The organism is Pseudomonas sp. AC083 (assembly GCF_979253165.1).
The window spans coordinates 646,486-668,280 of sequence record NZ_CEEDDH010000001.1; the positions used below are offsets into that span (position 1 = coordinate 646,486).

The 21,795-nt window shown below is 60.4% G+C and carries 18 protein-coding genes and 1 tRNA gene; 13 read left to right on the forward strand and 6 right to left on the reverse strand.

What is annotated here, in order from left to right:
- Window positions 1-165: 165 nt before the first annotated feature.
- A complete protein-coding gene (locus AC0IXA_RS02750; protein WP_341637347.1) occupies window positions 166-2,154 on the forward strand; it encodes a peptidase U32 family protein in 1,989 nt (662 codons plus the stop codon).
- Window positions 2,155-2,268: 114 nt separating this feature from the next.
- Here the strand turns inward: AC0IXA_RS02750 and AC0IXA_RS02755 are convergent.
- Window positions 2,269-2,343: transfer RNA gene (locus AC0IXA_RS02755), tRNA-Gln, on the reverse strand.
- Between the two features lie 307 nt (window positions 2,344-2,650).
- On the opposite strand from AC0IXA_RS02755, the gene AC0IXA_RS02760 reads away from it, so the two are divergent.
- Window positions 2,651-3,685 (forward strand): alpha/beta fold hydrolase, encoded by a 1,035-nt coding sequence (locus tag AC0IXA_RS02760; protein WP_471811542.1) that lies wholly within the window; start codon window positions 2,651-2,653, stop codon window positions 3,683-3,685.
- Between the two features lie 99 nt (window positions 3,686-3,784).
- Window positions 3,785-4,309: a hypothetical protein gene (locus tag AC0IXA_RS02765; protein WP_341637345.1), complete on the forward strand. Its 525-nt coding sequence runs from the start codon at window positions 3,785-3,787 to the stop codon at window positions 4,307-4,309.
- A gap of 106 nt (window positions 4,310-4,415) precedes the next feature.
- Here AC0IXA_RS02765 and AC0IXA_RS02770 read toward each other — a convergent pair whose 3' ends face one another.
- From AC0IXA_RS02770 to vasI, 5 genes are all read right to left on the reverse strand, one after another.
- Entirely contained in the window at window positions 4,416-5,441 is a 1,026-nt protein-coding gene (locus AC0IXA_RS02770) for a GlxA family transcriptional regulator (RefSeq protein WP_071172615.1), read from the reverse strand.
- Between the two features lie 96 nt (window positions 5,442-5,537).
- Window positions 5,538-5,846: a hypothetical protein gene (locus AC0IXA_RS02775; protein ID WP_341637344.1), complete on the reverse strand. Its 309-nt coding sequence runs from the start codon at window positions 5,844-5,846 to the stop codon at window positions 5,538-5,540.
- 198 nt (window positions 5,847-6,044) lie between these two features.
- Complete coding sequence (gene tssM / locus AC0IXA_RS02780; protein WP_471811544.1) at window positions 6,045-9,653, reverse strand: type VI secretion system membrane subunit TssM; 3,609 nt, start codon at window positions 9,651-9,653, stop codon at window positions 6,045-6,047.
- 9 nt (window positions 9,654-9,662) lie between these two features.
- Window positions 9,663-11,099, reverse strand: a complete 1,437-nt coding sequence (gene tssA / locus AC0IXA_RS02785) for a type VI secretion system protein TssA (protein WP_341637342.1) — start codon at window positions 11,097-11,099, stop codon at window positions 9,663-9,665.
- Complete coding sequence (vasI, locus tag AC0IXA_RS02790) at window positions 11,087-11,749, reverse strand: type VI secretion system-associated protein VasI (protein ID WP_341637341.1); 663 nt, start codon at window positions 11,747-11,749, stop codon at window positions 11,087-11,089. The genes tssA and vasI overlap by 13 nt, the downstream gene beginning before the upstream one ends.
- A 337-nt stretch (window positions 11,750-12,086) precedes the next feature.
- On the opposite strand from vasI, the gene tssB reads away from it, so the two are divergent.
- The 10 genes from tssB (at window position 12,087) to AC0IXA_RS02840 (ending at window position 21,789) form a co-directional block, all read left to right on the forward strand.
- Window positions 12,087-12,590: a type VI secretion system contractile sheath small subunit gene (tssB, locus tag AC0IXA_RS02795; protein ID WP_341637340.1), complete on the forward strand. Its 504-nt coding sequence runs from the start codon at window positions 12,087-12,089 to the stop codon at window positions 12,588-12,590.
- A 38-nt stretch (window positions 12,591-12,628) separates the two neighbouring features.
- Window positions 12,629-14,101, forward strand: a complete 1,473-nt coding sequence (gene tssC / locus AC0IXA_RS02800) for a type VI secretion system contractile sheath large subunit (RefSeq protein ID WP_122611401.1) — start codon at window positions 12,629-12,631, stop codon at window positions 14,099-14,101.
- Window positions 14,102-14,515 carry a type VI secretion system baseplate subunit TssE gene (tssE, locus tag AC0IXA_RS02805; protein ID WP_130899894.1) on the forward strand — a complete coding sequence of 138 codons (414 nt, stop codon included), beginning with the start codon at window positions 14,102-14,104 and terminating at the stop codon, window positions 14,513-14,515. It begins immediately after the preceding gene.
- Between the two features lie 7 nt (window positions 14,516-14,522).
- The gene (gene tssF / locus AC0IXA_RS02810) at window positions 14,523-16,289 is read left to right on the forward strand and encodes a type VI secretion system baseplate subunit TssF (RefSeq protein ID WP_281896372.1); all 1,767 of its coding nucleotides are present in this window, start codon (window positions 14,523-14,525) and stop codon (window positions 16,287-16,289) included.
- Complete coding sequence (tssG, locus tag AC0IXA_RS02815) at window positions 16,253-17,275, forward strand: type VI secretion system baseplate subunit TssG (RefSeq protein WP_471811547.1); 1,023 nt, start codon at window positions 16,253-16,255, stop codon at window positions 17,273-17,275. Before tssF ends, tssG begins: the two co-directional genes overlap by 37 nt.
- A complete protein-coding gene (gene tssJ / locus AC0IXA_RS02820) occupies window positions 17,272-18,621 on the forward strand; it encodes a type VI secretion system lipoprotein TssJ (protein ID WP_471811549.1) in 1,350 nt (449 codons plus the stop codon). Before tssG ends, tssJ begins: the two co-directional genes overlap by 4 nt.
- Before the next feature lie 37 nt (window positions 18,622-18,658).
- On the forward strand, window positions 18,659-20,005 hold the full coding sequence (tssK, locus tag AC0IXA_RS02825; RefSeq protein ID WP_341637337.1) for a type VI secretion system baseplate subunit TssK: 1,347 nt from the start codon (window positions 18,659-18,661) through the stop codon (window positions 20,003-20,005).
- Window positions 19,998-20,846 (forward strand): type IVB secretion system protein IcmH/DotU, encoded by an 849-nt coding sequence (icmH, locus tag AC0IXA_RS02830; protein ID WP_471811551.1) that lies wholly within the window; start codon window positions 19,998-20,000, stop codon window positions 20,844-20,846. The genes tssK and icmH overlap by 8 nt, the downstream gene beginning before the upstream one ends.
- A 102-nt stretch (window positions 20,847-20,948) precedes the next feature.
- Window positions 20,949-21,461, forward strand: coding sequence for an Hcp family type VI secretion system effector (locus tag AC0IXA_RS02835; RefSeq protein WP_471811553.1), 513 nt, complete (start codon window positions 20,949-20,951; stop codon window positions 21,459-21,461).
- Window positions 21,462-21,531: 70 nt separating this feature from the next.
- Window positions 21,532-21,789 carry a PAAR domain-containing protein gene (locus AC0IXA_RS02840; RefSeq protein ID WP_341637334.1) on the forward strand — a complete coding sequence of 86 codons (258 nt, stop codon included), beginning with the start codon at window positions 21,532-21,534 and terminating at the stop codon, window positions 21,787-21,789.
- Window positions 21,790-21,795 lie beyond the last annotated feature (6 nt).

Below are 21,795 nucleotides of genomic sequence, written 5' to 3' on the forward strand. Positions count from 1 at the left end.
GATGTTCACGCTTTGGACGCGGGCGGACAACTGACAGACTTTACAGTTATGCATTGCCTCGTATTGTGCTAGGTCCTTCGTACCTGATATCGGCACGCTGGTGCCGCCTTGGTGTTTCACAGGTACAATGCGCCCCTTGCCCGTGACCGCCTGACTAAAAAAACTATGTCCTTGCCCAAGCATCACCTGGAATTGCTCAGCCCTGCCCGCGATGTCGCCATTGCCCGCGAGGCCATCCTGCATGGCGCTGACGCCGTGTACATCGGCGGCCCGAGCTTCGGCGCACGCCACAACGCCTGCAACGAAGTCAGCGAAATCGCCGAACTGGTCGAGTTTGCCCGCCGTTACCACGCGCGTATTTTCACCACCATCAATACCATCCTGCACGACAACGAGCTGGAGCCGGCGCGCAAGCTGATCCATCAGTTGTACGACGCCGGTGTCGATGCGCTGATCGTCCAGGATCTGGGCGTGATGGAGCTGGACATTCCGCCGATCGAGCTGCACGCCTCGACCCAGACCGACATCCGCACCCTCGAGCGAGCGAAGTTCCTCGATCAGGCCGGTTTCTCACAGTTGGTGTTGGCCCGCGAGCTGAACCTGAAAGAAATCCGCGCCATCGCCGATGAAACCGATGCCGCCATCGAGTTCTTCATCCACGGCGCGCTGTGCGTGGCCTTCTCCGGCCAGTGCAACATCTCTCATGCGCAAACCGGCCGCAGCGCCAACCGTGGCGACTGCTCCCAGGCGTGCCGCTTGCCCTACACCCTCAAAGACGAAAAGGGTGGCGTGATCGCCTACGAAAAACACCTGCTGTCGATGAAAGACAACAACCAGAGCGCCAACATCCGCGCACTGGTCGAGGCTGGCGTGCGTTCATTCAAGATTGAAGGTCGCTACAAGGACATGGGCTATGTGAAGAACATCACCGCCTATTACCGCCAACGCCTCGACGACGTGCTCGAGGATCGCCCGGACCTGGCCCGCGCTTCCAGCGGCCGCACCGTGCATTTCTTCCTGCCCGATCCGGAAAAGACTTTCCACCGTGGCAGCACCGATTATTTCGTCACTGATCGCAAGATCGACATCGGCGCCTTCGATTCGCCGACCTTCACCGGCCTGCCGGTCGGTACGGTGGAAAAAGTCGGCAAGCGTGACATGCAGGTCGTCACGCATGAGCCGCTGTCCAACGGTGACGGTCTGAACGTACTGGTCAAACGCGAAGTGGTCGGTTTCCGCGCCAACATCGCCGAGGCCAAAGGCGAGTTCGAAGAAGACGGCGAGAAGCGCTACCGCTACCGCGTCGAGCCGAACGAAATGCCCGAAGGCCTGTTCAAGCTGCGTCCGAGCCACCCGCTGAATCGCAACCTCGATCACAACTGGCAACAGGCGTTGCAGAAAACTTCCTCGGAACGTCGTGTGGCCCTGAGCTGGTTCGCCCGTTTGCGCGAAGAACAGCTGGAAGTGACCGCGACCAGCGAAGAAGGTATCAGCGCCAGCATCACCCTCAACGGGCCGTTTGGTGTCGCCAACAAGCCTGAGCAAGCGCTGGAGCAATTGCGCGACCTGCTCGGCCAGCTCGGCACCACGCAGTATCACGCCACTGACATCAAGCTGGATGCGCCGCAAGCGTTCTTCATTCCCAACTCGCAGCTCAAGTCGCTGCGCCGCGAAGTCATCGAAGCGCTGACCGCCGCCCGTGTCGCGGCTCATCCGCGTGGCAGCCGCAAGGCCGAAACCACGCCGCCGCCGGTGTACCCGGATTCGCACCTGACCTTCCTCGCCAACGTCTACAACCAGAAGGCGCGCGACTTCTACCACCGTCACGGCGTCAAGCTGATCGACGCGGCGTATGAGGCTCACGAAGAGCCAGGTGAGGTGCCGGTGATGATCACCAAGCACTGCCTGCGCTTCTCCTTCAACCTGTGCCCGAAACAGGCCAAAGGCGTCACCGGTGTGCGTACCAAGGTCGCGCCGATGCAGTTGATCCACGGCGATGAGGTGCTGACGCTGAAGTTCGATTGCAAGCCGTGCGAGATGCACATTATCGGCAAGATGAAAGGCCACATCCTCAACCTGCCGCAGCCGGGCAGCGTGGTCGGCCACATCAGCCCTGAAGACCTGATGAAAACCATCCCGCGCGCACCGCACTGAGTGACCGGCGTGCGCGGTGTTTCGGCATCGCGCACGCCCCGGTTGGCTCAAGCGCGTTAGATCGCAGGCATAAAAAAACGCCAACTTCTTGCGAAGTTGGCGTTTTTTCGTAGATGGCAGGGGCGGCTGGATTCGAACCAACGCATGGCAGGATCAAAACCTGCTGCCTTACCGCTTGGCGACGCCCCTGTAGCTCTGGCCAGCGGCTCCGTTAGGATCGCTGTGAGAACGGGGCGCAATTTAACAACATTCATTTCGTTTGGGAAGCCCGAGATGAAATATTTTTTGTTTTAAAACAGCGACTTATTATTTTCGCGCGAAAACAATGGGTTTCGCCTCTGTGTATCACACTGTGTACGCGCCCCGCCGCCATACACGCCCTTGCAAAACTGCCGTCCGGGGACACACAACGGATACGTCGCTACGCTTCAATGCACCCAAGGTTTCAAGGGTTCATCCAGCCCCTTGGCTACAGGCCCGCAAAGGAGACGTCAGCATGAAACAGGCTCTGCATACCTCTAAAATCAAAGCCGCACTTGGTTTGTCGGTCTTGGCGCTGTCATTGCTCGGCGCCGTCGGCAGCGCTCAGGCGCAAACCACTGCACCGGCCGCCGTCAGCTATTCCGCGCCCTCTCCTTTCGGCCCGCTGAAGCACATCAAGGCTGGCTTGCTCGACGTGGCCTACGCCGAAACCGGACCTGCCGATGGCCCGGTGGTGATTCTGCTGCACGGCTGGCCCTACGACATTCACAGCTACGACGAAGTCGCGCCACTGCTCGCGGCCAAGGGTTACCGCGTGCTGATGCCGTATGCACGGGGTTATGGCGACACGCAATTCCTGTCCAAAGCCACTCTGCGCAACGGCCAACCGGCGGCCTTGGCCAGCGACATCATCGACTTCATGGATGCGCTGAAGATCAAGCAAGCAGTGCTTGGCGGCTACGACTGGGGCGCGCGTTCAGCGGGCATCGTCGCAGCGCTGTGGCCAGAGCGCGTCAAGGCGCTGGTGGCGGTCAGCGGCTACCTGATCGGCAATCAGGCCGCCGGGCAGAATCCACTGCCGCCGAAAGACGAATTGCAGTGGTGGTACCAATTCTACTTCGCCACCGAACGCGGCCGCGCCGGCTATGAAAAGAATACCCACGACTTCGCCAAACTGATCTGGCAACTGGCGTCGCCGCAATGGAAATTCGACGACGCCACCTTCGACCGCAGCGCCAAGGCATTGCAGAACCCCGATCACGTCGAGATCACCGTATTCAACTACCGCTGGCGGCTGGGCCTGGTGCAGGGCGAGGCGAAATATGCCGCGCTGGAAGAGAAGCTTGCGACTGCCCCGTCGATCAGCGTGCCAACGATTACGCTGGAAGGTGATGCCAATGGAGCGCCGCACCCGGCACCGGAGGACTACGCGAAGCGCTTTACCGGGAAATATCAGTTCCGGTTGATCGAGGGTGGGGTTGGGCATAATTTGCCGCAGGAGGATCCGAAGGCGTTTGCGCAAGCGGTGATTGATGCGGATGGCTTATAGGCGCAGCCTGGCTGCCGTTCCGTCTGTCGCAGGACTTGAACTACATAGGGCCGATCACGTCTGAACTGATGCGATATTAACCCCCCTACGGAAGCTATCATGCTTTTAAAAAACAAGAGTCTCGTTGCTGTCATGTCCTGCGCCATGATGCTCGCAGCCGCCCCACTCCTCCCTGCTGATCTGTCCATCATGAATTCTGCCCATGCAAAGGATGGCGGTGGCGGTGGTAATGGTGGCGGCGGCGGTGGCGGTAATGGCGGCGGCGGTAATGGCGGCGGCGGTGGAAATGGCGGGGGCGGCGGGAACGGCGGTGGCCACGGTGGCGGCACAGGCGGTGGTCACAGCGGATCGGATCACGGCAGCGCCAACAGCAACGGCCGAGGCAATGGACTCAGCAGTGATCATGCAGGCAAGGCTGTCCGCGACCGCGGTGAAAGCGGCAATCACTACGGCAGCGTTCGCAATGACGTTAGCGGGCACGGCTCAATAACTTCGGGCATCGCCCAGTCCCGAGATACGCGCGGCGTGACCAAAGCTGCTGCCATCTCTACCTCAACCCCTGGGGAGCACAATTCGAAAGGATTGAGCAACGCCGCAACGTCGAACACAAAGACATCCCGCTGATCGGCTGTAGATCAAGCACGCAAGCATAAATAAAAAGGGCGCCCGACAAGGCGCCCTTTTTTCACGCTTCGTTATTGACCGGAGTCAGCGTGATTAACGGCTGGTCCTATTTAACCAGCCGCTTCTCCTTCGAGGGCCTATAACCGAAGTACGAGCTATAGCACTTGCTGAAATGGCTCGGTGACACAAAACCACACGCCACCAGCACTTCCACCTGCGACAGCTCGGTGTGTTGCAGCAGGCGCCGTGCTTCGGTGATGCGCAGTTCCAGGTAATAGCGCTGCGGCGTGGTGCCCAGTTGTTCCTTGAACAAGCGCTCGAGCTGGCGCCGTGAGCGGCCGGCGTAGACCGCCAGTTGTTCCAGCTCCAGCGGTTCTTCGAGGTTGGCGTCCATCAGCTTGATCACTTCCCGCAACGGCGCGCTGACGCAGATGTTTTCATCGGGTTTGATGCGCCGGTAGCGCGACTCTTCGAAGGCGAGGATGTCTTCGATGCCCTCGACCAACGCCTTGCCGTGCAAGCCCTTGATCCAGTCCAGCGCCATGTGGAAGGCCCCGGACGGGCTCGACGCGGTAAGGCGGTCGCGGTCGATCACATAGGGTTCGCTGCTGACGTGGGTGCTCTTGGCGATTTCGGTCAGTGCCGGGCGATGTTCCGGGTGGATCGAGCAGCGATAGCCGTCGAGCAAACCGGCGCGGCCGAGAAACCACGAACCATTCCATAATCCCGCCAGGCTCACGCCCCGCTCCGCTGCCGACTTGAGCAAGCCGATGAATTCGTCGCTGGCGCGCAGTTCGGTGCGATAACCGCCGCACACTACCAGCAGATCCAGCTCGTTAAGCGCAGCAGAATCCAGGCGCGCATCGGGGCGGATGACCAGGCCCAGATCGCTGATCACCTCGCCATCGCCCAGACCGAAGGTGCGCGACGAAAACAGTCCCGGGCGCAACAGGTTGGTGGTGACTACCGTGTCCAGCGCCTGGGTAAAAGCTGGCAGCGAGAAATGTTCGAGCAAGAGGAAACCGGTGCGGGTCACTCCGGTGTTATCGGGGTTCTGTTCATTCAGATAGCGAAGGTTCTTGCCCTTCATGCCACCGCTGAATTGACGTCGTTCAATCAAGGTCGGGTCCATCGGTCGTTGTTATGCGAGCGATAGTTGGCCGGTTCTGCGCAAGAGTCAATCACGCTCGAGGTTGATGACTGGTTACGCAGGGTACGGCACGCGCATTTACGACTGTTGACCAGCACTCGAAGATTGCGTGGAATGATCGTCCGCATGCTCACGTTGCAGAGAATCGCCGATTTCCTCTACCGCACAACCAACGTCATAACCGGCACGGATCAACTCGGCGAAACGAAGCATCACTGAAGTGCCGGCATCCAGCGCCAACGCATCGATCATCAAGTCCCGTATCGGCGCGCACAATTGGGCGTCAACTTCATCTGCATTTGCCTGACCGGTGGCACGGGCAATGCGCAAGGTCGCAGCAACGCCGCTGGTGTCTTCGTCAATGCCGAATACCTCGTCAAACAACATGCCCAATGTCGCTGCCGGTTGCTGCTCCGGTCGGCTCCAGGACCTGAGTTCGATAGACTCCCGTTTGACCCTTTCCAGGTAACGTCTGATCTTTCCCGGAATCGTCGCTGCTGCTTTCACGCAATTGTAGTATTGGTGGCTGGCCAGACTGGCGGCGTCTTTGACAACCTTCCATGCAACGAACCAGAGCTGGGAAACCTACCGCTGTGTAACATGATCACTGCGCACTCCCCGCTTTTCTTCCAACAACGTCCTGGGCAACACAAACCCTTCAAAACTGCGCTGAGTAATCGGGTTGTTGGCCTTCTGCGCGCCAATCCGATAACGCATCAACCCATCAGCGACTGAAAAGGTCAGGTCGACGCTGGTGTCGGTTCGGCCATTGAGGTGCCCGCGACTGAGCAGCCGAAACAACGACCACGGCCCGCGGTAGCTCAGGCTGGCGGTGTTGCCGGTGCTGTGCACCAGGGTCAGTTGGCTGCCATTGCTGTTGCCAAGGCTGTTGGGCCAGACCAGTCCGGTGCGTTGCGGCGCGCCGTGCTGGTAGGGGATCAGCTGGCCGTCGACGCTGAGCATGCTGCTCAGGCGGGTGGCGCTCAGGGCCAGGGGTTCGATGGTCAGTTGTACGGCCAGGTGGCCGCGATGGTTGAAGAAGGTGTCGCGGATGCGCTCGGCTTTTTTCAGTTGTTCAAGCACGTCGCTGCGCACCAGATAGCCGCCGAGGCTGTCGGAATACAGGGCGTCGAGGTTGTCTTTGAGGAACACGTTCAAGTACTGATCGTGGAATTGCTGCAGGCGACCCTGAGGGCCGAAGAAGGCTTCGAAGTCTTCCAGCGAAGCGTCCTCACCACTGGCTTTGAACGGGTAACGGTTCGCCAGGCGCTCGCGGTAGAAGCTGTAAATCTCGCTGTCCCAGCGTTTTTCCAATTCGCGCAGGGCGGCAATCACCAGTACCTGTGAAGTCTGATCAGCGAGTTTTTTGACGTGCTGGTTCAGCGGCTCAGGCAGGCCCACCGCGACGCGTTGCAAATTGGCAATCGGGTCAGCACCGTCCAGGGAGAAGCGGTTGAGTACGGTTTTCAGCGCTGCCTTGCCGGGGTCGGGGTTGTCGTGCACGGTTTTGGCATAGTCGTAGACTGCACTGACCGAGCGCAGGGTTTCTTCGTAGTAAGACGGCTGCTCGCCTCGTGCGGTGATGAGTTCTGAAAGACTGGAGAATGCGCGCCGAATTCCTGCTGCCTGTTGTTGCCCCTCTGGCATCTTGTCCAGCTTGAGCGGCGCTTGCCCTTCAGCCAAGGGCACGGCCGGGTAGATCACGCTGTTGTCGTGCAAGGTTTCCAGCAAACGCCGCAATGGAGCGGCCGGGCCGGTGACTTGTTCCAGTACCGCCACGCCGTGACTGAGGTCATCGAAGTCGGTGACCGCGAACTGATTCAGCGCCCGTCGCCAACTGTCGATGTAGTCGGCACTGTAGAGGGCGCGGATGCGTTGGGTCAGCACTTTACGGTCTTCGTCGGAGTAGTCCAGGCGTTGGCGCTCGCCGAGTACCCACTGGTCGATCATGGCCAGTTCGATAATGTCCGCTGTGCCGGGCTCGAAGTAGCTCCTGAAGCCCTTGGCGGTAAGCAGCGGCGGTAACTGCAGGCCGCTGCCCTCCTGATCAGAGTTGAGCGGGCGGTAGACGATGTCGAACGCCGGGCCGACCTCGTTGCGCAGGTCCAGCGGGCGATGCAAACGCTCCAGGGCATCCTGTTTCAGGCTCATATAGACCCGTTCGGCCATGGGCAACTGGCGCAGTTGCTGCTGCACCTGGGCAATGCGTTCACGATAGTGCGGCAGGTCGGCGTCGGCGTATTTCAACGCGTAGCGCAGGTGGCCCATCAAGTCGGCCTGCAACTGGCCCTGACCTGGATAGGCACGCTGCCACCGTTTGGCAACCCACTCTTGGACAATGGCCGGTCGACGATTTTGCCGCTCTTCGAGCATGCGGTAGACGCGCAAGGCCGCCAGTTGCTGATTGCTGCCGGCTGGCGCGGTGTCGATGACGTTTAGTACACCGCTGGCAATCGCTGGCAGGAAGCGTTTGGACAGCAGATTGAGATAGGCCTCATCCACCGTCGGGCCGATTGCCCTGCCCTGATACATCCCCATATCCGACAGCAACGGCCAGGCCTCGCGGTAGTCGCCGTACACCAGCACCGCATCCCGAATCTGGTCCAACGGCACCAGCAGGTTACGGCCGGTGATATCCACCTTGGCGTCGATATCCCGACCGCTGAATTCCTGACTCTTCGCCAAGACGCTGACCGCCTTGTCACGGTTGACGTTGAAATACAACTGCCAGGTCCCGATGATCACCAGACACCCCAGTGACGCGACACTGAACCCGGCGATCAGCAGCCGCCGTTTGCTGCGGGCCACCTTGATGTTGTCACCCGCCAGACCTGCTTCGGGGTAGATCACACGCTGGAACAGTTGCTGGGCAAAGTAGATCGCTGTACCACCGACAGGTTTGACCTCGGGTGGCGGTGGTGGCAGTTGATAGGCTTGTCCCGCTTCTTTGACGAAAACGTTGCTCAAGGTGCCCTGCTGCAGCACCGAGGAAAAATACAGCCCGCGCACCAGTGCCGGCGTGGTGAAACGATCGCTGCCGAGCATTTCGCTGAGGAAGCCGAACAGTGCCGGGCGCAAGCCCGCCATCTGATGCATCAGCGCCTGCAAGCAATCACGCTCATCCAATGTGCGCGAGTCCCTGGTACTGTTGAAAACCTGCTCGGTCAGGCAGGCGACAAAGGTTTGATATTGGCGCGTCAGTTCCGCCAGCCAGGCATCAAAATCATCCACCGCGTCCAGACTGAAGGTGAAACCCAGCAGATCTTCGCGCCCGCTGCGCGACAACCGGGCGAAGAATTCTTCAAAGCCTTCCAGCAGGTCGAACTTGCTCAGCGTGACGTACACCGGTAAGCGCGTACCCAACTGCCGCGTCAGTTCAAACAGCCGGGTGCGCAGCAGGTTGGCGTGGGCCTTGCGTTGTTCGGGTCGCTGCGTCAACAGGGCCTGTACATCGATCACCAGCACCACGCCGTTCAATGCCCGCCGGCTGCGGTTGCGCGTCAGCCAGTCGAGCAAGTGTCGCCATAGGCGCGGGTGGGTGCCGGCGGGCAGTACCGGTTTGACCTTGCCCTGCTGCTCGATGTCTTCAGTCGGTGAATCCGAGTGACTGAGGAACTCACCCGGCGGGTCAATCAAAACTGCTTCGTCGCCAATCCACCAATCCACCGGATAGGCCAGTTGCTCTTCCTGATGAACCCTGACCCCAGCCTTGGTCACATGGGACAAGGCGAAGCTCTGGTTGGAACGCGTGATCAGGCTGGTCTTGCCGGCATTTTCTTCGCCTAGCACCAGATACCACGGCAGCTGATACAGCGAACGGCGGCGCTCCATGTTGTTCAGCAGGTTGCCCAGGCTCCGATCCAGCGCCCGCTCCTGCGCCTCGATATAAGGCAGGCAAGGATCGGCCTGCACCGCCGCCTCATGTTGGCGTTCAACCTGCAGACGCTGGTAACGATTGCGCACCCGCCACGCCCAGATCAGCAGCGGCACCACCAGCACCACGACACTGGCCGAGACACGCATCGCCAGTTCACCCAGCGGCTGACGCTCGCGCCAGGTCCACTGCGGGCCCAGCCACCAGATGGCGATCAACAAAAATACCACGCCCAGCAGCACCAATACCGGCACCGCCTGGTTGAACTGACGCAGCACCGGCAGGCCCCAGCGTTTGAGGTAACCCCAGACCATCCCCATAAATCGCTCCTACTCCTTAACCGCTTTGATCAAATGACTGTCGTCGATGGGTTGCACCACTTTCCGGTACAACTCCGGCTCCCACCCCTGCGCCGTGGTCTCGCGCATCAACCGCGCAACACTGGCGTACAAATCGTCCGCCAACCACGACAGCCCACGCGATGCCAGCAGGTCGGCTGCGATCACCGTGGCGTAGCTGCGCTGGCGCGGGGCATCTTGGGTGGCGTGCAGTTCCTGCAGGCGCAGCAGCACCACTTCCACGCCTTCGGTATTGAGCTGAGTGGCCAATTCGTCGCGCAGGCCGGCGTATTCCTGTATCGGGGTGCCGGTGATTTGCGCCTGATCGGCGCCGCTGATCCAGGCCTGGGTCTGCGCATCTACGAACGGCGTGCCGTCGCTGAAGCACAACTCCAGCAGCGCCGGCAAACGGCAGACAAACCGCTCGCAGGTCTGGCGAATGGCGGCCGCCACCTCTTCCATCGCCAAGCGCGAGGCAACGTGGGCAGCCAAGTAACTGCCACGTAGCCAGTACGGCGAAGCGCAGACGCTTTTTTCGATGCGCAGCAGCAGGTTCGGCTCAATGGCGGTGTGGTTCAGCGCGTCCTGATAGCCGTCGACGATATCCTTGGGCACAGCAGTCAATTCGGTGCGACGGTCGCGGGTGACGGGGGGCGCAGTACGCAAATGCGACCACAGGCCGAAGCGTCGCAGTTGGTAGCCGGTGGGGTCGTAGGCATCTTGCTGGTTGATCTGCTCGGCCATGTTCAACACAGCGCGGCGTTGTTCGCGCTCATTGCTCGGCGCTTGTGGTTTGGGGCTGGTAAAAAAGGCTGACTCCAGCACACTGCCGGAGGTGGCCGCACGGGTGGGCTCAGTGGCAACGACGGGCTCGCTGTATTTGTCCAACTGGCGTTGCAAGGCGTCCAACGGGGCCGGGTCGAACCTGGCGCTTTCGACACAGCGTTGCAGATTGGCCAGGGCCAGTTCCGCTGCGGCTTGGCAGGCTGGTTCAAAACTGCTGCGTTCCAGGGTCGGCAACACCTGCCCCAGCTCGCCCAACAGACGCTGCACTTGCTTGCGTTTGTTGAGGTAGCCGGTGGGGCCGGGCTTGGGGTGGGCACTGTCCCAATACAACTCGACCATGCCGGCCAACAAACCCAGGGCATCTGCCCAGCGCGCCCATTGCCGAGTCCGCAGCCACACCACTTGCAGATGAGCGACGATGCGCCACTGCTTGCACTGGGTCGCCAGGTACTGGCGAGAGGCTTCGTCGATATACGCCCAGTCGATATCGCCCTCGCGCAGGCCGCCGAGCTTGACCATCTCCTGGTCGATGGCCTGGTAGGTTTCGTCCTCTACATCGAAATCCCCGGCGGGCTGTTCGGGGTCGATGGGGGTCAGCAGCAACTTGACGGTGTCCGCCGGCACGTCGATTACCAGCGACATGCCTGGCGCTCCTGTTCGATCAGCTCACCCAGCCCTTCAGCGTCAAAGACCAGGCCGTGCAGCCGCGGATAGTCGCTCTCCAGTCGCAGACGCTGGCCGCCGCCCATGTTGCGCAGCAACGAGATAGCTTGCAGGCCACGTCCGGCATCGACCACCAGGCCGGCATCATCCAGCACCTGCCATTGATAGGCGTCGGCAATCGGGCGCTCATCCTTGAACAGCTGGATGCGAATCTTGTTGGGTTTGGCCGGCTCATCCAGCACTAATTGCAGGCGCGAGATTTTCGATTCACAACTGATGGCCAGCAGAGGTCGAGGCGGCAACGCGCCCAATGCCGGGGCTGAGATCACCAGCCGGTGTTGCTGGTCGTCGTCCGGCTCGGGGAAGGACGACAACAAGAAACGCTGATCCTCAGTCGGACGCTTGGCTTCATTGCGCTGGACCAGATCGACAATCGGCAATACCCGGCCCAAGGCACGCGGCGTCGTAGGTGCCTGATGAATGGGCGTGCCGGCAGCCAGATCAAAACACTCCAGACGCTTCAGGGGCGAGACGATGGCAGGGCAATCCCGGTTCGCTGCCTGCGCCTCCATTACTGCCACAACCGACAGGCAGAGCGCCCATTTCCAACCTCGCCATCCGTTGCCCATCAACGCCTCCTGAATATGCCTCGTCGCATCCAAACCGGATATTTTTCAACTTTCGAACTAACGTGGCTCGCAGTGAAAGTTAAATTAATTAACTTGCAAAGCGTCGCCTGCGCTCAGCAGATAGGCAAGTAGAAGACGAGCAAGACACTGTCAAACCCTGCATAAAAAGAGGCATCCCTCAGACACTTCCATGACAGCTGTAGGAAATCTAGAAGCATTCATCACGATTCTTTTTTCCTACATCCAAAACCCACGAAACGCGTCCCTCTCGTCCTACAAGACAAATCCTGCAACAGCTGTTTCTAATACACCGACTTTACGAAAAAGGATTTTTCCCATGCCGAAAACCCATGGATCTGTCGCGCCCAAAGAACGCGTCAACATCAAGTACGTCCCGGCTACGGGCGATCAACAAGCAGAAGTAGAGCTGCCCCTGAAGCTATTGATTACCGGCGACTTCAAAGGTCACGGCGAGTTAACCGCCATTGAAGACCGGCAATCGGTTCGAATAGACAAAGACACATTCAACGAAGTACTGAACAACGCTGCAGTTGCTCTGGATATGGCGATTCCGTCTGTTCTGAACAACGAAATCGATACTGACCTGACTGTGCAACTCCAATTCAAAAACATCAATGACTTCGGTCCCGATGCCGTCGCACGGCAAGTTCCTGAATTGAACAAGTTGCTGGAATTGCGTGAAGCCCTGGTTGCACTCAAAGGTCCCTTGGGCAATGTCCCGGCCTTTCGCAAACACCTGCAGAACCTGCTGACCGATGAAAACGCCCGTCTACGCCTGGCCAGTGAACTGAACCTGGTTCTGGACGCGCCAAACAACTGACTGGAACGCCCTTCTCAACGGAGTACTCCCCCATGCCTATGGAAAGCGCCGCCGCACAAATCCTGGTGGCTGACGAACAGCCGTCGCTGCTTGATCAGCTGCTGGCCAACACCACTATGCGCCCGTCTCAGGAAGGCTACGCGGTAGCTCGCCAAGGCGTGGCCGCGTTCATCAGCGAAATCCTGCAAAGCGGCGATCACCAGCAGCCGGTCAACAAGCACCGGGTCGACCAGATGATTGCCGAGATCGACCGCGCCGTCAGCAAACAGATGGACGTGATCCTGCATCAGCCGCAGTTCCAGCAACTGGAATCGGCCTGGCGTGGACTGAAGCTGCTGGTGGATCGCACGGACTTTCGCGAGAACATCAAGCTGGAAATGCTGCACGTCACCAAAGAGGAACTGCTAGACGACTTCGACAACGCCGGCGACATCACCCGCAGCGGCTTGTACAAGCACGTCTACACCGCCGGCTATGGCCAGTTCGGTGGTGAGCCGGTTGGCGCCATTGTCGGCAACTACACCTTTGGTCCCAGCTCGCCGGACATCAAGTTGCTCAGCTATGTGGCCTCCATCGGCGCCATGTCCCATGCACCGTTTGTCTCGGCTGCGGGCCCCGAGCTGTTCAACCTGGAAGGCTTCCAGGGTCTGCCCGACCTCAAGGAAGTCAGCGATATTTTCGAAGGGCCGCGCCACAACAAGTGGCGGGGTCTGCGTGAATCCGAGGACGCGCGCCACCTGGCCCTGACCCTGCCGCGTTTCCTGCTGCGCCCGCCCTACAGCATTGAAGACAACTCGACGCGCAGCTTTGGCTATGACGAAACCGTCGACGGCAACCACGACAATTACCTGTGGGGCAACACCGCGTTCCTGATGGCTTCGCGCATCACCGACAGCTTCGCCCGCTACCGCTGGTGCCCGAACATCATCGGCCCGCAATCCGGCGGCGCGGTGGATGATTTACCGGTGCACCTGTACGAATCCCTCGGCCAATTGCAGGCCAAGATTCCTACCGAAGTGCTGATCTCCGACCGCAAGGAATTCGAGCTGGCCGAAGCCGGGTTTATCCCGTTGACCATGCGCAAGGACAGCGACAACGCGGCGTTTTTCTCCGCCAACTCGGTACAAAAACCGAAGAACTTCCCCAAGACCCGCGAAGGCCAGCAAGCCCAGACCAACTACAAGCTCGGCACCCAGTTGCCGTACCTGTTCATCGTCAATCGCCTGGCCCACTACATCAAGGTGCTGCAACGCGAACAGATCGGCAGCTGGAAGGAACGCCAGGATCTGGAGCGCGAGCTGAACGACTGGCTCAAGCAGTACATCGCCGACCAGGAAAACCCTTCCTCCGACGTGCGCAGCCGTCGCCCCTTGCGCGCCGCAAAAGTCGTGGTGCAGGACGTGGAAGGCAATCCAGGCTGGTACCAGGTGTCGCTGGCCGTTCGCCCGCACTTCAAGTACATGGGCGCCAACTTCGAGATCTCACTGGTCGGTCGGCTGGACACCCAGTAAATGGGCGCCAGCCTGTTTGAACGCCTGGAACCCGACGCACCGCGCTACCGCCCTGGCAGCGTGGATGAACAGGCGCGCCAGCGTGTCGAAGCGATCAAACGCCACCTCGAACAGGTGCTCAACTCACGCCAGGGCTGCTCGCAAAGCAGCCCTGAACTGGGCCTGCGCGATTTCAACGGCGTCACCCAGGCCAGCAGTGATCTGGTGGTAGCGATCAGCGCCGATATCCGGCGTTCGGTGGAAGCCTTTGAACCGCGCATCAAGGTCACGGGTGTGCGCTTTCAGCCCGACCCGGACTTGCCGCTGGAGCTGAACTTTCGCCTGGATTGCCAGGTGCAGGTCAACCACAAGGAAGAACAGGTGCAGATCGAGGTGGCCATGCACGGCCGCGACGGCTACACCCGCGTGCGATGAGGATGCAATGGACTTGAAACAACGCTTTGCCGAGGAGCTGCGCTACCTGCGCGAACTCGGCCGCGAGTTTGCCGAGGACAACCCGCAACTGGCGCAATTTCTCGGTGATCAGGCCGGCGATCCGGACGTGGAGCGGCTGCTGGAAGGCTTTGCCTTCCTCACTGCCAAACTGGGGATGAAGATCGACGACGATTTGCCGGAGCTGACTCACCCGCTGTTACAGATGCTCTGGCCCAACTACCTGCGGCCCCTGCCGAGCGCGACCATCATCCGTTTTACACCGTTACCGGATGCGATCAGCCAGCGCCAGGTGATCCCCAAAGGCACGCCACTGTTTGCCAAACAGGTGGATGGCATCTCCTGCCAGTTTCGTACCTGCACCGACGTCAGCCTGTACCCATTGGCGTTGCAGGAAGTCAGCGATGCCCACAGCCGCGAAGCCTCAGTGATGCGCATCGACCTCAAGGTGTTGACCGAGCAACCGCTGACCAGCATGGCCTGCGATCAGCTGGATTTTCATCTGGGCGGCGATAACGCCACGGCGCTGACGTTGTACCTGTGGCTCGCCCATTACCTGGACAGCGTCACGTTGCACATCGATAAGCAAAGCTATCGCCTGCCAGCCAAGGTTATCGGCTGTCCCGGTTTCACCCCCGAAGAGGCGCTGCTGCCCTACCCGCGCAATGTGTTCGATGGCTACCGGATCCTGCAGGAGTACTTCGTGTTCCCGCAGCGTTTTCACTTTTTCAGCCTGACCCAGCTGGCACGCGTCTGGCCGGAGATGAGCGCCAACACCCTGCGATTCGAGTTTCAGTTCAGCCGGCCCATGCCGCCTGATATTCGTCTGCGCACCAGTGACCTGCACCTGTACTGCGCGCCGGCGGTCAACCTGTTCCGTCACGATGCCGATCCGATTGCGCTGGATGGACGCAGCCTGGAACGGCGTATCAGCCCCAGCGGTAACCGCCCCGAAGCCTACGAGATTTTCAGCGTCGACAAGGTGGCCGGTTGGGATGCCGCCGACAAGGAGCGCAAGGGCGATCCGTTGCGACGCTTTACTCCGTTCGAGTCTTTCCAGCATGAGATCGAACATGCGCGGGGCCGCACTGTGCTGTACTTCCGCACGCATATCGAAGAGTCCCACGGGAGTGAAGGCTTGCGTCATCGCATCGCTTTCGTGCGCGGCGATGAAAGCCTGTACATCGGCGAGCATGAAGCGGCATCCATCGAGTTGACCTGCAGCAATCGAGATTTGCCGCAGTTGCTGGGCGTGGGGGATGTATCGGTGTCCACCGAGGTGACGCCGTCGTTTGCCACTTACACCAACCTGATCGCACCGACTCGAAGCTACCGGCCAGTGCTGGATAGCAGCCTTCACTGGACGCTGATTTCCAACCTGTCGCTGAACTATCTGTCGTTGCTGTCGGCCGAGCCGCTCAAGGCAGTCATCCGCGCTTATGACTTCGCCGCCCTGCACGACCTGCAACAGGCCCGCGCCACGCGCAAGCGCCTCAACGGTATCCAGAATGCCGTGACCACCCCCATCGACTGGCTGATGAAGGGCCAGCCGGTACGTGGCGTGCAGACCCGTCTGCAACTGAACCAGGACGCCTTCCTTTGCGAGGGCGAGCTGTACCTGTTCGGCAGCGTGCTTTCGCACTTCTTCGCCCTGTACGCGAGCATCAATTCCTTCCATCGCCTGGAAGTGATCAATACCACTAACAACGAGCGCTACGAATGGCCACTGTTGACCGGCAGACAACCCGTGATCTAGCCGATGTGCTGCTGGCCGACGCGCGGAACTATTCGTTCCATCGTCTGCTGGAGCATCTGCACGCCTTGCATGGCGACGACCTGGAAGCGCAGCCGATGAGTGCGGCGGTGCGCCGCCGGGTGCGCCTGCAAAGCCATGCGGGGTTGGGCTTTCCGGCTTCCGACGTGGTCGAGGCGGCGCGCCTTGAGGAGGACCGCGAAGAAGTGCGCTATCGCTTGCAGACCAGTTTCTTTGGCCTGCACGGTACCGACTCGCCACTGCCCGGCTATTACCTGGATCGCCTGGCCTATGAGCAGGCCCAGGAGCGCGGGATTCGTCCGGCATTCATGGATTTTTTCAATCATCGCTTGCTGACCCTACTGCACATGAGTTGGCGCAAGTACCGCTACTACATCCGTTTTCAGGCCGGAGGCAGTGACCGGTTTTCGCGATATGTATTTTCCCTGATCGGATTGAACGACAACGACCTGCGCGGCGCTACGCCGTTGCCTTGGGGCCGCCTGCTGAGCTTCGCCGGCTTGATCGCCAGTCGCAGCCGTTCACCTTCGATGGTGTCCGGCATCGTCGAGCACAGCTTTGATCTGCACGGCGTTTACATCCGTGAGTTCGAGGCGCGCTGGGTGAATTTGCCGCAGCGCCAGCGCCTGGTGTTGGGCAAGGCCAACGGCACCTTGGGCAGCGATTTTGTGGTGGGTGACCGCAGCAAAACCCGCGCCAGCAAGTTCACCCTGGTGATTCCCAACCTGACCCAAGCCCGTTTTCGGCAGTTTTTACCCAGCGGCGAGCAGTTCGGGCGTTTGCGCCAGTTGATGGAATTTCTGCTGCGCGATGCCTCCGCCTACGACCTGGAACTGGGGCTGCGTGAGGAAGATGTACCGCCGTTCAACCTGCAACGCGCCAGCGGCACCCACCTGGGCTGGACCAGCTTTATCGAACATCAAGAACAACGCCATCCCGCCGTGGTGCGGATTCGGGGGCGCGCATGAAATTGACGCTGGTTATCAACAATCCTGCGCAGTTGCTGCACGGGTATTTGCCCCTTCATCGGTTTGGCCCACAGGGCGGCAGCATCGGCAGTGCCGCGGTGGACTGGCGCCTGGAAGATCGCCACAACAGCGTACGCCCCAACCACTGCGACATCCGCGTCGTCGAGGGGCGCTTTTGTGTGATTGACCGCAGCGGAAGAACCTACGTCAACGGTCACGATCTGCCGCTTGAGCGCCATGTTGCGATAAGCCTCAACGACGGTGATCGGTTGCAGATTGGTGCGTATCAGGTCGCGGTGCAGTTGGGCGAGCACGCCCCGGGGCAGCATTCGCTCGATGAGCTGCTCGGCGACCATCCTGAGGGCATGCACGTGTGGCACCAAGGAGACCTGCCGAGTCGGCCAGCGGCGGATAGGCGAACTGGCACTTGCCCTGAATTCGAACGCCTTTGCCGGCCGGTGGATTTGGCGGAGCAAGGTGATCCGCTGCTAGCGATGGATAAGGCGCCGCTACCCGAAGTGCTGGCGGATATTGGCGCGCCTGCACACAAACGCAGCGCCAGCCTGTTCAGCAACCTGCGTTTGGGCACCTTGTTGCTGGCCTGCCTCGCCCTCGGCGGCTGCACCATGCTCGGCAAAATCGGCCAAGTGATCTGGACGCCGTCGATCCCGGTTGGTGGTCCAGACGACCAGCCCAGCCGTTACTCCCTGAGCCTGTACGCCAGCGACAATGTCAATCCACGGCTGATCAGCACCGGCACGGCACCGGACGAGGACTCGATCCATTCCCCTTACACTCTCAACGTGCAGGCCACCAGCCCGCAGGCGCTGACGGATAAAGTCCAAACCTTGCTCAATCACCTTTACGAAAGCGTGCCGGCCCAGTCACCGCTGACCTCGGAACCAGAACCCGTGGTGTCAATGTCGCCTATCGACGAAGCGCTGCTGGGTGACTACGACGACCAAGGCGTTCGCCTGACCACGCCGTGGGGCAACCCGGCGCTGCAACATGTCGCCACGCCGATCGCCTTCAAGGTCTTGCAGTTGACCGACGACTCGCTGCTGGTCAACGCCAGCCCTCAGGCCATGGCCGAAGACCTGAAAAAGACTTTGGGCAGCACCTACATCCGCGCCGATGACTACCTGCTCAACCCCGGCCAATTCAAGTTCATCGACCTTCGCGCACTGGATGGAGACACGCGCTTTATCGCAGTGATCGCCAACTACCACAGCACCGATGTCGGCCAGTGGAAACAGCGCCTGCGCGTCGAGCCAAAAGGCCGCCAGTACGCCGTCCTGGTGCAGTTGGATGCCACCCAGGTCAGCCTCAAGGCAGAAACCCGATGACGCCTTTTTCAGCCGCTTTTGCCCCGAGTAACCACCGATGAGTTCACGCAACCCCGTCATCTGGCATGAGGGTTTGTTCGTCAAACCCCAGCACTTCCAGCAACAGGCCCGCGCCGCCGAAGCCGCCGTGCATCAGCGCCTGCACAGCCTCAACGACGCCCTTTACGGCTTCAGCGAGCTGACGCTTAACACCGAGTACTTGAGCTTCGGCAAGGTCGCGATTAACCAGGCGTGTGGAATCATGCCCGATGGCAGCGTCTTCGACATTCCTCATGATCTGGCACCGCCCTCCCCGCTGGAGATCGCTGACAGCAGCGCGGTCGGCCAGATCGTCTATCTGGCCCTGCCGCTGCGCTCCAACGGCGCCCTCGAAATACGCTGGCCCGACCAGTACGGCAACAGTCGCTATATCGCCCTGCGCGAGGAAATCCGCGACACCCACAGCCATGACGGCGATCAGGTCGGTATGGACCTGGCCGTACCCAACCTGCAACTGATGCTCGAACGCAGCGACCGCAGTGCTTTCACCGGCATCGCCATCGGCAGAATCAAAGACAAGCGCCCGGACGGCAGCCTGGTGATGGACGAGCACTTCTACCCCACCAGTCTGTCACTGCAAGCGGTGCCGGCGTTGCATCGCTACCTGGGTGAAGTGACCGGGTTGATGCGCGAGCGGGCCAAGAATCTGGCCCAGCGTATCGGCTCACCGGGGCAGTCGGGGGTGGCTGACGTCAGCGACTTCAACCTGCTGCAAACCCTCAATCGGTTGTTCCCGCTGTTCCAGCACCTGGCCCGCCAACGTCAGGTTCATCCGGAACAGTTGTACATCGCCTTGGCTCAAGCCTGCGGCGAACTGGTGACCTTTACCGACGAGGGCCACCTGCCGCAGGAATATCCGGCCTATCAGCACGAAAACCTGCGCCAGTCGTTCCAGATACTCGAACACACCTTGCGTCGCGCCTTGGGCACGGTGCTGCAACCACGTGCGGTGTCGCTGCCAATCATCGATCAGCAATACGGCGTGCGCAGCGCCGCCTTGAACGACAAGCGCCTGCTGGAGAACGCCGAATTCATCCTCGCCGTGCGCGCCGAACTGCCCGCCGAGACCCTGCGTCAGCAACTGCCCAAGCAGATCAAGATCAGCTCCACCGAAGGCCTGGAGCAACTGGTCAGCCTGCAACTGCCGGGCATTCCCCTGCGGCCGCTGCCGGTGGCGCCGCGCCATCTGCCGTTCCATGCCGGCTTCAGCTACTTCGAACTCGACCGCCATCACCCGGCCTGGCAAAGCCTGAGTAGCGGCAGCGGGTTCGGTTTTCACATTGCCGGCGAATTCCCGGCGCTGGAGTTGCAGTTCTGGGCGATCAGGAGTGAGAGAGATGTGTGAAATGACTGACAGCACCACCGTTCCAGAATTACAGCCCTTGCCCCCAGTAGTTAATGAGTTTCAACGGCACATCCGTGACAACTCACAATTGCTCGCGACCACGGAGCCCCCACCAAAACCCGAACCACTGCTCGCAGACCCCGAATTCGACTTGCGCGGCGTGGCCTGGAACCCGCTGTGCGATGCCGCCACGCCACTGATCGGCCTGGTGATCCGCCTGCGCCGTCTGGGCCAGCACGACAACGTGCCCGCGCTGTACCTGAGCGTCAGCAACCAGATCACCACAATCATGGAAGAAGTCAGCCAGCTCGACTACGACGCCGGCATGCTCAAGGCCTATTCCTACAGCCTGTGCCTGTTGATTGACGAAGTGGTCATGCGCACCACTTGGGGTCGGCTCTCGAGTTGGAGCGCACGCTCGTTGCTCAGTCAGTTCCACGGGGAAACCCAGGGCGGCGAAAAATTCTTCACCGTCATGAACAACATGATCCCCGAAGCAGCCCGGTACCAGCACGTGCTGGAGTTCATGTACCAGTGCCTGATCTCCGGCCTCAAGGGCAAATACGGCGCCCATGCCAAGGGCGATGACGAAATACAGAAGATCATCGAACAACTGCATGGCTTGCTGCGCCCACTGCGTGGCGAGACGCCCGTGCGCCTGACCGATCCGCTGAAAAACGTCGCGCCACGCAACTACCGGATCAAGCGGACATGGCCGTTGTGGACGCCTTGGGCTCTGGCAGCGGTCGTGCTGACGGTTGCCTACACGATCTACACGATCCGACTGAATGCCATCACTCAGGAAGTGCTGGTGTCACTGGAACGGATTCTCAGCCTGTAACCGATTTTCAGCGTGCTCATCCCGAGCGCTGCGAAGCCATGGCCTCTTGGGCCAAAACCCACGACTTCAGGGTCGTTAAATCATCGCGACAAGGAGCTAGTCATGCCAACACCCGCGTACATCAGCATCCACGGCAAAAACCAGGGCCACATCACCAAGGGCGCCTTCACCGCTGACTCGGTGGGCAACGTCTTCGTGGAGGGCCACGAGGACGAAATCCTCGCTCAGGAAATCGACCATCAGATCGGTGCCCCAACTGACCCACAAAGCGGCCAACCCACCGGACAGCGCGTGCATAAACCACTGACCTTCACCAGCGCACTGAACAAAGCCTCGCCGTTGCTTTACCAGGCCCTGGCCACCGGCGAAATGCTGCCAACTGTTGAAGTGAAGTGGTTCCGTACCTCCACCGATGGCAAACAGGAGCACTTCTTCACCACCAAACTGGAAGAGGCCACCGTCGTCGACATCCACACCGTGTTGCCCCACGCCCAGGACAGCGACAACTCCAACTACACCCAACTGATCAAGACCAGCCTGTCTTACCGCAAGGTCAGCTGGAGTCATGTGGTGGCCGGTACCGAAGCTTCGGATGACTGGCGCAAGCCGGCTTAATCGCTAACCGCCACATTCCGTCGCACCGGCGGCGGAATGTTCAGTGCCCCGATAATTTTCAGGAGGTTGTATGCCCGCCGTCGTTCTGGTCGGACATGACCATGATTGCCCGTTGTGTGGCCCCACCACCGTCGACAGCGGTACGAGCAACACGACCATCAACGGTCGCGCCGTCGCTCGTGTTGGCGACACCCTCGGATGTGGCGCCGTGATCACCAGCGGCTCGCCCTCAATGATCGTAGACGGACAACCGGTCGCCCGGGTCGGTGACAGCACCGACCACGACGGTGAACTGGAAAACGGTGATCGCAGTTGGCTGATCGACTGACATTCA

What these genes read in the sequence shown, in the direction of transcription:
- AC0IXA_RS02750 (WP_341637347.1), top strand. Translation starts at nt 166, where the DNA reads ATGTCCTTGCCCAAGCATCACCTGGAATTGCTCAGCCCTGCCCGCGAT.
- AC0IXA_RS02760 (WP_471811542.1), top strand. Translation starts at nt 2,651, where the DNA reads ATGAAACAGGCTCTGCATACCTCTAAAATCAAAGCCGCACTTGGTTTG.
- AC0IXA_RS02765 (WP_341637345.1), top strand. Translation starts at nt 3,785, where the DNA reads ATGCTTTTAAAAAACAAGAGTCTCGTTGCTGTCATGTCCTGCGCCATG.
- AC0IXA_RS02770 (WP_071172615.1), bottom strand. Translation starts at nt 5,441, where the DNA reads ATGGACCCGACCTTGATTGAACGACGTCAATTCAGCGGTGGCATGAAG.
- AC0IXA_RS02775 (WP_341637344.1), bottom strand. Translation starts at nt 5,846, where the DNA reads ATGTTGTTTGACGAGGTATTCGGCATTGACGAAGACACCAGCGGCGTT.
- tssM (WP_471811544.1), bottom strand. Translation starts at nt 9,653, where the DNA reads ATGGGGATGGTCTGGGGTTACCTCAAACGCTGGGGCCTGCCGGTGCTG.
- tssA (WP_341637342.1), bottom strand. Translation starts at nt 11,099, where the DNA reads ATGTCGCTGGTAATCGACGTGCCGGCGGACACCGTCAAGTTGCTGCTG.
- vasI (WP_341637341.1), bottom strand. Translation starts at nt 11,749, where the DNA reads ATGGGCAACGGATGGCGAGGTTGGAAATGGGCGCTCTGCCTGTCGGTT.
- tssB (WP_341637340.1), top strand. Translation starts at nt 12,087, where the DNA reads ATGCCGAAAACCCATGGATCTGTCGCGCCCAAAGAACGCGTCAACATC.
- tssC (WP_122611401.1), top strand. Translation starts at nt 12,629, where the DNA reads ATGGAAAGCGCCGCCGCACAAATCCTGGTGGCTGACGAACAGCCGTCG.
- tssE (WP_130899894.1), top strand. Translation starts at nt 14,102, where the DNA reads ATGGGCGCCAGCCTGTTTGAACGCCTGGAACCCGACGCACCGCGCTAC.
- tssF (WP_281896372.1), top strand. Translation starts at nt 14,523, where the DNA reads ATGGACTTGAAACAACGCTTTGCCGAGGAGCTGCGCTACCTGCGCGAA.
- tssG (WP_471811547.1), top strand. Translation starts at nt 16,253, where the DNA reads ATGGCCACTGTTGACCGGCAGACAACCCGTGATCTAGCCGATGTGCTG.
- tssJ (WP_471811549.1), top strand. Translation starts at nt 17,272, where the DNA reads ATGAAATTGACGCTGGTTATCAACAATCCTGCGCAGTTGCTGCACGGG.
- tssK (WP_341637337.1), top strand. Translation starts at nt 18,659, where the DNA reads ATGAGTTCACGCAACCCCGTCATCTGGCATGAGGGTTTGTTCGTCAAA.
- icmH (WP_471811551.1), top strand. Translation starts at nt 19,998, where the DNA reads ATGTGTGAAATGACTGACAGCACCACCGTTCCAGAATTACAGCCCTTG.
- AC0IXA_RS02835 (WP_471811553.1), top strand. Translation starts at nt 20,949, where the DNA reads ATGCCAACACCCGCGTACATCAGCATCCACGGCAAAAACCAGGGCCAC.
- AC0IXA_RS02840 (WP_341637334.1), top strand. Translation starts at nt 21,532, where the DNA reads ATGCCCGCCGTCGTTCTGGTCGGACATGACCATGATTGCCCGTTGTGT.